General features: G+C 32.2%; 14 protein-coding genes. 1 reads left to right on the top strand and 13 read right to left on the bottom strand.

What is annotated here, in order from left to right:
* Positions 1-46: 46 nt before the first annotated feature.
* The 10 genes from CPG45_RS12900 to CPG45_RS12855 all read right to left on the bottom strand — a co-directional run bounded on the left by CPG45_RS12900 (position 47) and on the right by CPG45_RS12855 (position 9,398).
* Positions 47-685, bottom strand: a complete 639-nt coding sequence (locus tag CPG45_RS12900; protein ID WP_096232304.1) for a V-type ATP synthase subunit D — start codon at positions 683-685, stop codon at positions 47-49.
* A gap of 2 nt (positions 686-687) precedes the next feature.
* Positions 688-2,085, bottom strand: coding sequence for a V-type ATP synthase subunit B (locus tag CPG45_RS12895; RefSeq protein ID WP_096232303.1), 1,398 nt, complete (start codon positions 2,083-2,085; stop codon positions 688-690).
* Positions 2,078-3,847, bottom strand: coding sequence for a V-type ATP synthase subunit A (locus CPG45_RS12890; RefSeq protein WP_096232302.1), 1,770 nt, complete (start codon positions 3,845-3,847; stop codon positions 2,078-2,080). The genes CPG45_RS12895 and CPG45_RS12890 overlap by 8 nt, the downstream gene beginning before the upstream one ends.
* A complete protein-coding gene (locus CPG45_RS12885; RefSeq protein ID WP_096232301.1) occupies positions 3,834-4,175 on the bottom strand; it encodes a V-type ATP synthase subunit F in 342 nt (113 codons plus the stop codon). The genes CPG45_RS12890 and CPG45_RS12885 overlap by 14 nt, the downstream gene beginning before the upstream one ends.
* Positions 4,168-5,166, bottom strand: a complete 999-nt coding sequence (locus CPG45_RS12880) for a V-type ATP synthase subunit C (protein WP_096232300.1) — start codon at positions 5,164-5,166, stop codon at positions 4,168-4,170. Before CPG45_RS12880 ends, CPG45_RS12885 begins: the two co-directional genes overlap by 8 nt.
* A 12-nt stretch (positions 5,167-5,178) precedes the next feature.
* Positions 5,179-5,781, bottom strand: coding sequence for a V-type ATP synthase subunit E (locus CPG45_RS12875; RefSeq protein ID WP_096232299.1), 603 nt, complete (start codon positions 5,779-5,781; stop codon positions 5,179-5,181).
* Between the two features lie 10 nt (positions 5,782-5,791).
* Entirely contained in the window at positions 5,792-6,271 is a 480-nt protein-coding gene (locus CPG45_RS12870) for a V-type ATP synthase subunit K (RefSeq protein ID WP_096232298.1), read from the bottom strand.
* 2 nt (positions 6,272-6,273) lie between these two features.
* A complete protein-coding gene (locus CPG45_RS12865) occupies positions 6,274-8,181 on the bottom strand; it encodes a V-type ATP synthase subunit I (RefSeq protein ID WP_096232297.1) in 1,908 nt (635 codons plus the stop codon).
* Positions 8,168-8,494, bottom strand: coding sequence for a hypothetical protein (locus tag CPG45_RS12860; protein WP_157732408.1), 327 nt, complete (start codon positions 8,492-8,494; stop codon positions 8,168-8,170). The genes CPG45_RS12865 and CPG45_RS12860 overlap by 14 nt, the downstream gene beginning before the upstream one ends.
* A 79-nt stretch (positions 8,495-8,573) precedes the next feature.
* The gene (locus CPG45_RS12855) at positions 8,574-9,398 is read right to left on the bottom strand and encodes a Cof-type HAD-IIB family hydrolase (protein ID WP_096232295.1); all 825 of its coding nucleotides are present in this window, start codon (positions 9,396-9,398) and stop codon (positions 8,574-8,576) included.
* 209 nt (positions 9,399-9,607) lie between these two features.
* Here CPG45_RS12855 and perR point away from each other — a divergent pair, with 209 nt between their 5' ends.
* A complete protein-coding gene (gene perR, locus CPG45_RS12850; protein ID WP_096232294.1) occupies positions 9,608-10,024 on the top strand; it encodes a transcriptional regulator PerR in 417 nt (138 codons plus the stop codon).
* A gap of 27 nt (positions 10,025-10,051) precedes the next feature.
* On the opposite strand, the gene CPG45_RS12845 is transcribed toward perR, so the two are convergent.
* The 3 genes from CPG45_RS12845 to queG all read right to left on the bottom strand — a co-directional run bounded on the left by CPG45_RS12845 (position 10,052) and on the right by queG (position 13,392).
* On the bottom strand, positions 10,052-11,542 hold the full coding sequence (locus CPG45_RS12845; protein ID WP_096232293.1) for a VanW family protein: 1,491 nt from the start codon (positions 11,540-11,542) through the stop codon (positions 10,052-10,054).
* 79 nt (positions 11,543-11,621) lie between these two features.
* The gene (nth, locus tag CPG45_RS12840) at positions 11,622-12,269 is read right to left on the bottom strand and encodes an endonuclease III (protein WP_096232292.1); all 648 of its coding nucleotides are present in this window, start codon (positions 12,267-12,269) and stop codon (positions 11,622-11,624) included.
* Positions 12,250-13,392, bottom strand: a complete 1,143-nt coding sequence (gene queG, locus CPG45_RS12835) for a tRNA epoxyqueuosine(34) reductase QueG (protein ID WP_096233608.1) — start codon at positions 13,390-13,392, stop codon at positions 12,250-12,252. The genes nth and queG overlap by 20 nt, the downstream gene beginning before the upstream one ends.
* Between the last annotated feature and the right edge of the window lie 8 nt (positions 13,393-13,400).

Below are 13,400 nucleotides of genomic sequence, written 5' to 3'. Positions count from 1 at the left end.
TCTATTTTCACTATTCCATTGATATTTATTATGGCCAATACACACATCATATTGTATTCTGATTTGCCATCTCTTTTACTTTCATAAGTCTCGTTATATTTCCTCTTTCATTTTCGTCAAGTTTCATGCTTATAAATTTTATTGTTTCCTCAAGCTGTGGTATCATAATATATTCAAGTGCATTAACACGTCGTCTTGTCTTTTCTATCTCAATTGATAGAAGTTTCACGGTCTTTTCAACTTCTGCTAATTCCAAAAGTCTTGGAAGAAGGTTATTTAAAATAGATATTGCACTATCAAGCTCCGCTGATGTTGAAATAAAACTGTATGGTATTTCACCACCTTCTGAGACTTTTTGCTTTGATATCTCTATCTTAGGAATAACAACACTCATGATGCTTTTATACTTTATATCTATATCTACTTCCATCTTAGGAAACATAATACTTTCTTCTAAAGCCTCAGAAGACATAACCGCTCTTGCCATAAGGAAATTTTTTAGAGCATACACAAGGTCTTTTTCAATATCCTCTCTCATCTTTTTGTTCTGCTTTACAAGGTCAACATATTTTTGAATAAGGCCATCTTGCTTATCTTTTAAAAGTTTATGACCTCTTTCAGCAACGTTTAGCCGTCTTCTTAGCTTTGTAAGTTCCATACGATTAGGATTAACTGCCAGTCTCATGGCTATTTATCCCCCTTAGCAGTTTCATTTTTCTTAGGTAAGTACTTTTCTATATACTCATCTCTAACCCTTTTTAATTCGCTCTTTGGCAAAAGCGTCAAAAGCTGCCATCCAAGATTTAGTGTTTCTTCAATTGTCCTATTTTCATCTGACCCTTGTTTTATATATCTTTTTTCAAATTCATCTGAAAAGGATGCATAGAGCTTGTCTGTATCACTTAAAGCAGCTTCACCCAATACAACTGCTAATTCCTTTGATTCTTTGCCATGAGCATATGCTGCAAAAAGTTGATTCATTGTATCTGCATGGTCTTCTCTTGTCTTGCCCTTTCCTATACCTTTATCCTTTAACCTCGATAGTGATTGTAATACATCAATAGGTGGATTTATTCCACGTCTCATGATCTCTCTATTTAAGATAATTTGACCTTCTGTAATATACCCTGTTAAGTCTGGAATAGGATGTGTTTTATCATCTTCCGGCATAGTAAGAATAGGTATCTGGGTTATTGAACCATTCTTGTCCTTTACTCTACCCGCTCTTTCATATATTGTAGAAAGGTCCGTATACATGTATCCAGGGTATCCTCTTCTACCAGGCACTTCCCTCCTGGCTGCTGATATCTCCCTTAATGCCTCGCAATAATTGGTCATATCTGTTAATATTACAAGGACATGCATATCTTTTTCAAATGCAAGATATTCTGCAGCTGTAAGAGCCATACGAGGTGTTGCTATACGTTCAATCGCTGGGTCATTGGCAAGATTTATAAACAATACAGACCTATCAATGGCCCCCGTTCTCCTAAAATCATTGATAAAGAAATTCGCTTCTTCAAATGTTATTCCCATTGCACCAAAAACAACTGCAAATTTGCTCTCCGCACCAAGAACTTTTGATTGCCTTGCAATCTGTGCTGCAAGTTCGTTATGGGGTAAACCAGATGCAGAAAATATAGGAAGCTTTTGTCCTCTTACAAGTGTATTTAAGCCATCTATTGCAGATATACCTGTCTGTATAAATTCCGATGGGTAATCTCTTGCAACAGGGTTTAAAGGTTCTCCATTTATGTCAAGTTTTTTTTCAGGAATAATACGTGGTCCATTGTCTTTTGGCCTACCAAATCCATCAAATATTCTTCCAAGCATATCTATTGAGACGCCTAGCTCAATACTTCTTCCTAAAAATCTTACTTTTCCTTCATTGATGTTAATCCCTGTTGAACCTTCAAAAAGCTGTACTAGTGCCTTATCTTCATTTACTTCAAGTACTTGTCCACGCCTTATCTCTCCATTTTTTAACTCTATTTCTACAAGTTCATTATATTTGACACCTGATACATTATCAACTAGCATTAGAGGACCTGCGACTTCTCTTATTGTTCTATATTCTTTAAGCATTGACGTTTTCCTCCTTTATCAAAGAGGCCATCTGCTCTTTTATCTCATTTTCAATATTATCAAATTCACTAAGGTTATTTTCACTTATATACTTCATTCTTGAAATCTTTTCTCTAACTTTTACTTCTGTAACTGATCTAAATGATGCACCACTGTCTATAGCTTTTTTGGCTTCCTCATATAATAAAATAATTGCTCTAAGCATTCGATACTGCTTTTTTATAGATGTATATGTATCAATTTCATCAAATGCGTTTTGATGAAGAAAATCCTCTCTAATAGACTTTGTTATCTCAAGAGTTAATCTATCATACACTGAAAGTGCATCAATACCTACCAATCTTACGATTTCCTCAAGGTTCGCTTCATCCTGCAAAAGTCTTATAGCAGTACTCCTAAGGTCTCTCCAATCTGATGCTATATGCTCATTTGCCCATTCATTTGTTTTATCAAGATAAAGTGAATAACTTGTAAGCCAATTTATAGCTGGAAAATGCCTTGCAAATGCTAATGTCGCATCAAGTGCCCAGAAAACTTTAACAACTCTTAATGTAGCCTGTGTAACTGGTTCTGAAAGGTCTCCACCAGGTGGTGAAACTGCACCAACTGCCGTGACAGCCCCTTCTCTTTCCTGACTTCCTAAGCATCTTACATAACCAGCTCTTTCATAGAATTCTGCAAGGCGTGATGCAAGGTATGCAGGATAACCTTCTTCACCTGGCATTTCTTCCAATCTTCCTGACATTTCCCTTAAAGCTTCCGCCCATCTAGAAGTAGAATCAGCCATTAATGCCACACTATATCCCATATCCCTAAAATATTCAGCTATAGTAATACCTGTATATATAGATGCTTCACGTGCCGCAACAGGCATATTTGATGTATTTGCAATAAGAACCGTCCTCTTCATTAAAGGTTCACCTGTTTTTGGATCTTTTAACTCAGGAAATTCCATCAATACATCTGTCATCTCATTTCCTCTTTCACCACAACCTATATAGACTACAATTTCGGCATCAGCCCATTTAGCTAATTGATGTTGTACGACAGTCTTACCGCTTCCAAATGGACCTGGTATACATGCTGTACCGCCTTTTGTTACAGGAAAAAATGTATCTATTACCCTTTGTCCTGTTATCATTGGCTCTTCAGGTGATAATTTTTCTTTATATGGCCTTATTTTTCTAACAGGCCATTTTTGAAGCATACATAAATCTACAATCCCTTTCGCTGTTTTAACCTTTGCGACAACATCTTCAACTGTATATTCGCCATTTTGTATTTCTACTATTTCGCCTTCAATGCCACATGGAACCATTATTCTATGCTCAACAACCGTTGTCTCTTTTACTTTCCCGATTATATCACCAGAAACTACTTTGTCACCAACTTTTACTATCGGTTCAAATTTCCATTTTTTTTCATGATCGATAGGATTAACATGTACACCTCTTTTAATTGTTGCACCAACCATTTCTTGTATGGCATCTAGCGGCCTTTGAATACCATCAAAAATGGAGCCAATTAACCCCGGTCCAAGTTCAACACTAAGAGGAACACCTGTTGAATAGACAGGGTCGCCTGGGCCCAAACCAGATGTCTCTTCATAAACCTGAATAGATGCCCTGCTGCCCCTCATTTCAATAATCTCGCCGATTAATCCTTTATCACTGACTCTGACAACATCGAACATCTTTGCATCATCAAGTCCCTCTGCTATGACAAGAGGTCCAGATACCTTTATTACTTTACCCTCTTTCAATACTATCTCCCTCGCTTTCAAACAAAATATCTACACCGATCGCTTTTTCGACGGACTTCTCTAAATTTTTTATCGCTATTCCGAGGGTACCTTTGTTTCCCGGTATTAAAATAATTGACGGTAAAAGGTTACTATTATATTCTTCAATTGTTCCCATAATATTCTTGGCAAGCTGCTCTGTTATAAAAATTACCGCATAATTATCTTTTGCTAATTTTTTTATTGTGTTTTCAGCATCTAATTCGCTATTGACTGGAAAAGTATTTATGCCAAGTGCTTTAAATGCTATGGCGGTATCTCTATCACCTATTACACCCATCTTATACATACATATCACGTAACCTTTCTTCAATTAGCTCTTTAGGTACTTCGTTCAATTTTCCTACGAAAATTATTCTTAAATTTTTTGTTTCATTAATTAGAGAATACAGATACCCTATAATTGGCATTATGCCAAAGTTAGTCATCTTGCCACTTTTGACAAAATCTAGCATATAATTATCAAACTTTTTTTCGAAATATGACGGTGAATTTGTATTTAGCCAATTTTGCACAGCATCTTTAAATGAGCTGTATTTTGTAAATTCAATCTTTTCAAGGATGTCAATGGAATCCCTGTACCATTCGATAAAAGTATTTGCATCTATATATCCGTCATCAAGAAGATTTTTTGAAAAATCCCCTTCAGTGAGTCCGAGTTTATATGACCTTATGTATGTTCTAATATTGTTTAAATCAATTTCTGTCTTAACCATATCTATTATAAAATCATAGCCTAAATCTAATGAAATATCATATTTTTGTTTAAAATAAGCTTTATCAAGAATAATATCAATTTGCTGTGGATCCCTTGTTAAATTAAAATTTGCCTCTGCTGCATCAAGTCCATTAATTAAATACGTCGTTAAATTACTATATTCTCTTTTATCTATAGCTTTTTTCAATTGATTTACATCGATATTTCCAGAATAACTTAAAATACTTTTTAGATCTATATTATTCAGGTATTTTGCTTTAAGCAATGCTTTTGTATTTTGGTAATCGTACATTATTGTAAAAAACTCCTCAAAAATTTTGGTCTTCGTTGATTCTTCAATAATCTTAAACTTATCTTTTAAAAATCTCCCTAAATTCTCTTCAAAATTAAAAATATCCTCAACTGTAGTAAAATAATTTTTGTATTCTGTATCATTCAATATTTTAATAACCTCTTCGAGTCTATCTGCATTCAACAGTCTTTCGATAATTACACTATTTAAAAGGCGTGTTTCAAGCACTTTTATTCTGGAATTTGCATAGATATATTTAGCATCATTCATAAAATAGCCCCCTCAGCTTTTGAATAATATTTGGGCTACTTGTATCTCCAAATCTTCCCTTAAATTCTGAATTAGTGTATCAAATGAATTATCTATTTCTACATCATCGGATTTTATGATAAATCCGCCACTTATATCGGCAGTTTCATTAGACAATGTTACATTTGCATTTATACCCCTTGAATTTAAAAAGACATTTATGTCCTTTAGAAATTCTGGTGATATTATATTTTTATCATTGCTGTTTACAATTATTTGTTCATCGCCTTTATCAACCGCTTCAATGATTGAATTTCTCAAATACTGGATGTATTTAACTCTATCCATATTTTTTAAAAATAAAAGGGCATTATCAAAAGCATCATTTATAAATTTCTGCTTCGCGGTAAGTATTTCCTTTTTGAAATCCAACTCTGCCATGCTTATTTTTCTTCTCTTGTAATCTTCGGCTTTTTCATATGCCCTTTCATGTAAGTCTTTTTTTATTTCATCGGCTTTTCGATTTGCTGCATCAATAATTTCCTTTGCTTTATTTTTCGCTTCAGCTAAAATTTTTTGTTTTTCTTCCTCGGCGTCATTTATGATGTGGCTTAGAATGCTTTCTATTCCCGACATTATGACCACCTCATATTTTTATAAACGTGATTGTTAAAACAGAAATCAATAAAGACAAAACGGCATATGTTTCTACCATTGCGGCAAATGTAATGGCCTTTGCAACCTCTTCAGGCTTCTTAGCAACTATACTTACACCTGCAGCTGCAACTCTACCCTGATATATAGCAGAGACTAATCCTACAATCATAATAGGCAGTGATGCAGCAAATATCAATAACCCTTGTCCAAGTGTAAGTTGCGCTATATTCCCACTTAGAACACCCAACTTGGATATAATTATGAATCCTGTCAAAAATCCATATATTCCTTGTGTACCTGGTATAGCTTGCAAAATAAGTATCTGCCCAAATTTGCTTGGATCTTCTGTTATAACACCAGAAGCACTTTCACCCACAAGACCGACCCCTTTTGCAGATCCAATTCCAGGTAATATAACTGCCAATGCTGCACCAACTAATGCAAATATTTGTCCAATTTGTAAACTCATATTTATTCCTCCTTAACAAATTTAAAGTATTTTGTTTTTATTCTAAAAGGTGTGAATGCCTTACCTCCACCTTCGTAGAACTTTCCAAAAAATTCGATGTATTGCAATCTGCTGGAATGTACAAATGCTCCCAGTGCATTGATTGCAATATTAAATGAATGTCCTATAATCAATACAATAGGCGCGAAAATTATATATAGAAAAATATTTCCTTTAAAAAGTAGTGCAATTGTATTCATTACAGTTGCAACAACTGTTGTCGCAAGCCCAAGTGCAAGTATTCTTGAATACGAAAGAACATCACCGAGAAAGCTTGTAACACTATATAAGCTAATTAATCCTGAAAGAAATTTCATAATAATGTTCTTTTTGGCCCTTCCTTGTGTGAGTATTAACAAAATTGCACCTGTTAGTGCTACATATTTAGCTATAGAAGACAATTGAGGAATCAAAAACATCATAAGTCCTGTTAAAAATATATACCAAAAGCCTTGATCAAAAATAGCATCAAGTATCTTACCTTCTTTTATATTAATATATGCCTTCATAGCCATCGCAACATAAACTTGTATTACACCTAGAATAAATGAAAAAATCAATAGTTTCATTGGATCTTTTAAAGGGTCAAACCACAATGGCTTCAATTTTATGAGATTTCCAAACCAGCTGCCAAACATTGCACCCCATATTAATGTTGATATACCACCTAACATTAAAAGCTGAATAAGCTTTTTTGCCATGCCTTCAAATGGTATAAATTTAAGTGCCAAGAATGTGAGTAAAGCGAGAACAATTCCATAACCTGCATCACCAATCATCATACCATAAAACACAAAGAAAAATGGCGCCATGACAAAATCAGGATCAATTTCATTTGACTTTGGAAGACTATAGAATTCTGTAACGGCTTCAAATGGCCTTACAAATTTATTGTTCTCCAGTATTATCGGGAACTCCTCGCCATCCTCTGGTTTTCTAAAATCAATATAATATGTAGTATTTAATTTTTTTAAGGCTTTGTTAACATTATCAACCGCTTTTTCTGGTAACCATCCTTCTAGATAGAAAGTTTTTTTAGAATTGAGTATTTTGTCACCTGCAACAATCCTATCTCTTTTGGTTGTATAATAATCACACAAAGCTTTAAATGAATCTAAATATTTTCCATTTTCTAATATTTCATTCTTTGTGTTTAATATTTCAACTTCCATATTGGATATATCTCTTTCAAAATTGTCTATTGCAACTTTTGGCGTATCATTAATTGGCAGTTCATATTTTACAAAGCCATACTTTCTTATTACATCTTCTATTTCGTTGGCAAAAGATTTGTGATAAATCAAAAGCAAATATACATCTGGTTTTGTTTCATTTAATAATTCAATATAATGTTCCTTTATTTTTAAATTAATTTCATTTTCAAATTTTTCATAAACTCTTTTGGAAATTACTCCAAGATTAAAATTTATGTCTTTTATAGATTTTAATTCACCGATAGGTGTATCAAGATTAATCCATGGCTTTAAAATATCTATAGTCGATATAAGCCTTCCTCTATCATTTTTAATTTGATTGATTTCATCTTCTAATGCTACAACTTTTTTCATATGTTCTCTTAAGATTTGCTTATTTTCAAGTATTTTTGATATCTCTTCTGTACTCATTTTGGGTTTTTCAAAGCCGGATTTACGGCTTTTTATATACTTTTCGATAACAGCTATTGCTGATTTACAGTCGGATAAAAAATTATCGACTTCGTACAATTCGTCTGTTGCATACTCCTTCTTAAGTTTTTCTATTTCAATCTCTGCTAATTCTACCAATCCCATCTCCTGTAGCAGCTTTAAAAATCTTTTCTTATCCTTTTTAAACCCAACAAGGGTCATTTTATTCATTTTAGCTACCGACATATGTACCCACTATCCTCTCATAGATGAGATTTACAGCATCGTTCATGTTCTTTTCTACTATAATATTTAAACCAGCTATTATATCATCTTTTTCTTGTCTTTTCTTTTCTATAGCAGTATTTGCATCTCTATCAGCTTTATTTAAAAGTTCTTTCTGCTCGTTTTTTCCATATTCGTATGATTCTTTTATTATTGCATCGCTTTTTCTCTTCGCATCATCAATAATTGATTGGGCTTCCTTTTTAGCATACTCAATTATTTTATTTGATCTATCTTCCGATTCCAAAATTTTATCAATAATTTCTTTTGCCAATATATCACCACCCATGAAAATATTTCTAATGCTTATTATTATAATATGCAAATAATATATCGTCAATTTTAATAAATTTTTATAGTACAAACTTCTTAATAGCATATGCCACACCATCATCCATGTTTGTCTTTGTTATGTAGTCTGCATTGGATTTTAACAAATCAATTGCATTTTCTACGGCTACACCAAGTCCGGCATACTGTACCATTTCAAGGTCATTCTCACTATCACCTATTGCCATCATTTCATGCCTTTCTATATCAAGATATGCTCCAAGTATTTTAAGAGCGCTACCTTTGCTTACGTCCTTATTTATTATCTCAATATTATTGTAATAAGAGCTCGTTATTGCAAGTCTATCGCTCTTATCTTTGTCGATTATATTCCTAACTTCTTTTATTTTTTCCGCATCTTCATCAAATATAACAAACTTAACAATTTTATCTTCAAGTTTATCAACAATATCTACAGACGTAGGAATCTCTCTTATCTCGACTTTTAGCGTTTCATTATATAGTCTATTCCATTCACCATATTTTTGATATTTGTTTGTAGTTTCCGGTGAAAAAACTATTTTATCACTATAAAAATGGTAATATGTATCATATTTATTCCCTAATTCTATCAAATACTTTAGAGCATCTAAATCAAGAACACTTTCATATATTTCTTTATTGTTAGGATCTCTTATTATAGCACCATTACTTGCAATAATATATGGCTTAAAGCCAAGAAATTCTGAATATGCATATGCTGATGCGTATATTCTTCCTGTAGAAATAGCAATATAAATTCCATTATTATGGGCTTTCTTCAAAATTTTGATATTTTCTTCGGAGATTTTTTTATCGTGTGTGAGAAGTGTATCATCCATATCAATAGCAATTAATTTATATGACATTTTAATGTCCTCCATCCATCAATATATTATAAACCCAATTATAACTATATCACTACAATTTGTTAACTTCAAGTTGACAATAATCCACTTAATTAAACAATTTTATTAAAATATATTTGACAGAACAATATAAAAATAGTATAATTTAAATACGAATATTATGTGATAAATTTTATTAATTAATATTCCATACAGAAAGAAGGGATATAGTGGACGATATTTCATTAGTCTTAAAAGAGAAGGGATTAAAGGTTACACCACAAAGACTTGCAATAATAAATATGCTTAGAAATACGAAAGAACATCCGAGCGCTGAAACAATATATAAAAAATTGTCGTCCGATTTCCCTACAATGAGTCTCGCAACCGTGTACAAAACGCTTGAAATGCTTAAAAATATTGGCCTTGTGCAAGAACTTAATGTAGGTGAAGGTAGTTTTAGGTATGATGCAAACACAGACTCACATCCACATCTCATTTGTTATGGTTGTAATAGGGTAGATGACCTTGATGAATCGGTGCTTAAGGATGTTATAAAGGAAGTAAGCAAGCATACAGATTATCTTCTTACAGAACAGAAGCTTTATTTTTACGGGTATTGCCCAGATTGCAAGAAAAAAAAATAAATTAAAACGAGTGTTTCCACTCGTTTTTTAATTTGTAGGATTTATGTTTTGAGGCTTACCATTTAAATCCTCAGTAGAAGTATTTACTTTACTGTTATTTTGATTAGATTCTTTAACTGTATTACTTGTCCCGTCTGCCTTCTTAGTGCCACGCTTTATAACACCATCAACAGGTTTATATATATCTGTATATAAAAATTCTTTCTTTTGAAGCACGTTATTTTGATAAATCAATCTATAGGTATTAACTTTGTACCCCGTATGCTGTTCTACTTCGACTTTTTCCTGACCTTCTGGCAAAGTAGGGTCATTAACGTAATTTACCTTTGGTTCATACTTGTCAACAATCTCTGAATATATATCTATTCTTTTTGAAGGATCCTTTGTATATCCATATAGATTAACCACAAAATTATTGCCATTGATGTACGACTCAATATATAGAGGATACTGTGATGGATTCTTGAATTTTAAATCAAGTACATCACCGGATATAGTAGCATCCTGACCTGGTGATACATATCCTACCGGAAATGTATGATGGTATCTTTCATCTATTTTTAAATCAGCTCTTAATGCAGCATTATACAGTGTAGTTGCAACCTGGCATACTCCGCCACCTATATCTGGTACAAGCTTATTACCAACTATAACAGGTGCTTCTTTATACCCATTCTGGATAATCCTTGGCCCTAATGCTTTATTCAAGGAGAATTCATCACCAGGCATTAAAAGTTTTCCATTAAGGGCTTTTGCTGCAACAGCCAAGTTTTCTGATCTGTTAACATCGGATGTATTAAATTGAGTAGAATACGACACAATTTTGTTTTTAACCATACTAAGTTCTGATGCTTTTATATTTGCATCAACTTTTACTACCGTAATCGGAATTTCAATCTTGCTATTTCCTTCATTGTTAATAAAACTATTTATTGCATTTTTAACATCATCGACAGTCTTCCCAACATCAACTTTCTGCCCAGGTATATCATTTGTTATATTTATTTTACCATATGAAATACTTATTTTTGCATCTACAGGTTTTTTATCAATGTCTTTTGATATATTGGTTACAAATGAATTTAAGTTATTGTAATTTGCTTTCGGCTTATATTTTAAATATTCACCATGCTTTCTCACATTATATATGATTTTTAAGCGATCTAATGGGTTGCCTTTTTTACCTATTGCATATGCATCAGCAACCATTTTATTATAGTCATAATTTACTTTGATATCTTTATTTGTCAAAGCATATTGTTTATCATTATATTTCAATATTACCTCAAAATTATCGAAGGATTCTAGACTGTTCTGCAATTTTGAATATGCTTCTTCCTTTGTTAAACCACTTAAATTTATGTTATTTACATATACCCCTTTTGTTATAACATTTTGATTCAAAATAGTATAAAACATCGCAATGGAACCTGCGAAAACCACAAGAACCAACACTAATAAAATAATATAAAAATAGCTATTTTTGTTTCTATTTCTCTTAGTATCTTTTGTCTCCATATTGATCTCCCCATTAATAATAATTTTTGAAACTTTTACTTAAATTATATACCACATATTTTGCAAATTAATTACATACTTATAAATTTTTCATTAACTTTTTATTAAATAAACATAAATGATTTACAGGACAAATGTCGCATTTCGGCTTCCTTGCAATACATATATTTCTACCATGATATATTAAAAGATGGTGTGACTTTGACCACAAATTTTTAGGGATTATTTCCATCAATTGTTCTTCGGTTTTTAAAACATCTTTACTATCCGCAAGGCCTATTCTATTTGAAACCCTGAAAACATGTGTATCAATAGCTATTGCATCTTTTTTAAATGCATTGCTAATAACAACATTTGCAGTTTTTCTTCCAACCCCAGGCAATTCCATTAATTTTTCAAGTTCATCAGGAACATTGCCATCATATTTTTCACATAGAATCTTACAAGTTTTTATAATATTTTTAGATTTATTTCTATATAATCCGCAATCTTTTATTTCCTTTTCAAATTCAGATGGAACAATATTTTCTAAATCATATGGTGAATTATATTTTTTAAACAATCTTTCTGTCACCATATTTACTCTTTTATCAGTACACTGTGCAGATAAAATTGTTGCTATCAATAGTTCAAAAGCATTTTTGAAATGAAGGCTTGGTTTCGCATCTGGGTATGTCTTCTCAAGAATAATTATAACCCTTAATGCATTATCTTTTGTTATCCTCAAAAACCTCACCTCTTATATTTTTCAAAGCCTTTTTCATAAATTCTTTTGTTTCTATATCAGTTTCTTTTAAATAAGCATTTTCTATGCCACTTATAGACCTTTCACCATCCAAAATGCTTAAAGCATATGCACTATATCCTCTTAAATAAGCGCTATTTCCTTTTAATAAGGATTTTAATGACTTAATACTGTCTTTGTCTTTAGAATTTATTGAAGCAATTATTGCATTTCTTATTATTGTATTTTTACCTCTCCAAGAAGATGATGTAGGCCCAAATACCTCTTTAAATCTTTTATTGTCAAGGTCTAGAATCTCTGTGAGATTATGCCGAGGTTTAAGTTTTCCCGGAATAAATTCATTTCTCATAACCTTTTTCGCCCTTTTATTAAATGGACAAACTTCTTGGCAGACATCACAGCCGTAGATCCTTTTGCCTAATTTTTTTATTGTTTCATCATTTAAATACCCTTTATAAATTGTTGCATATGACAGACATTTATTTGCATCTATATTATAGTCGCTAACAAATGCTTTCCCAGGACATGCTTTTAAGCATAAGCTGCAATCACCACATTTTGAATCAATTGGTGTATCAGGTTCAAAATATACATTTAACAATAACTCTCCGAGAAATATGTACGAACCATACTCTTCGTTAATAATCATGTTGTTCTTCCCATAAAAGCCTATTCCAGCACTATATGCTATAGCCCTTTCAAGGAGTGGATTGTTATCGACAAGTGATACCATTTTTGCATTGTTACATTTTGATAATATAAAGCTTTTTAGCATATCGAGTTTTTCTTTCAAAACCATATGGTAATCTTTACCCCAAGATGTTCTTGATACAATCCCAAAACCTGATTTAAGGTCATCTCTTTTGAAATCAATATTGTACGATACAGCTATTGCAATAATGCTTTTAACATCTTCTAATAGCAAAGCAGGATTTATTCTCTTTTCTACATCTTTTTCTTCAATGGAACAACTTAAGCCAAGCTCACACCTATTTTTCAATAAAACTCGATATTTAAAAAGGCAATCCGGACTTGCAAAACCTAATACATCTATTCCCGATTTATATGCAAATTCTCTAATATCATTTTTTGTGACACATGTCACATCCATAC

The sequence above is a fragment of the Thermoanaerobacterium sp. RBIITD genome (assembly GCF_900205865.1).
Taxonomy (GTDB): domain Bacteria; phylum Bacillota; class Thermoanaerobacteria; order Thermoanaerobacterales; family Thermoanaerobacteraceae; genus Thermoanaerobacterium.
The sequence above is the reverse complement of the archived record's forward strand: the minus strand, read 5'-3'. Positions and strand labels throughout refer to the sequence as shown.

Excerpts from the sequence above, each read along its gene's own strand:
- CPG45_RS12900 (WP_096232304.1), bottom strand. The coding sequence starts at position 685 with ATGAGACTGGCAGTTAATCCTAATCGTATGGAACTTACAAAGCTAAGA.
- CPG45_RS12895 (WP_096232303.1), bottom strand. The coding sequence starts at position 2,085 with ATGCTTAAAGAATATAGAACAATAAGAGAAGTCGCAGGTCCTCTAATG.
- CPG45_RS12885 (WP_096232301.1), bottom strand. The coding sequence starts at position 4,175 with ATGTATAAGATGGGTGTAATAGGTGATAGAGATACCGCCATAGCATTT.
- CPG45_RS12880 (WP_096232300.1), bottom strand. The coding sequence starts at position 5,166 with ATGAATGATGCTAAATATATCTATGCAAATTCCAGAATAAAAGTGCTT.
- CPG45_RS12875 (WP_096232299.1), bottom strand. The coding sequence starts at position 5,781 with ATGTCGGGAATAGAAAGCATTCTAAGCCACATCATAAATGACGCCGAG.
- CPG45_RS12870 (WP_096232298.1), bottom strand. The coding sequence starts at position 6,271 with ATGAGTTTACAAATTGGACAAATATTTGCATTAGTTGGTGCAGCATTG.
- CPG45_RS12865 (WP_096232297.1), bottom strand. The coding sequence starts at position 8,181 with ATGTCGGTAGCTAAAATGAATAAAATGACCCTTGTTGGGTTTAAAAAG.
- CPG45_RS12855 (WP_096232295.1), bottom strand. The coding sequence starts at position 9,398 with ATGTCATATAAATTAATTGCTATTGATATGGATGATACACTTCTCACA.
- CPG45_RS12845 (WP_096232293.1), bottom strand. The coding sequence starts at position 11,542 with ATGGAGACAAAAGATACTAAGAGAAATAGAAACAAAAATAGCTATTTT.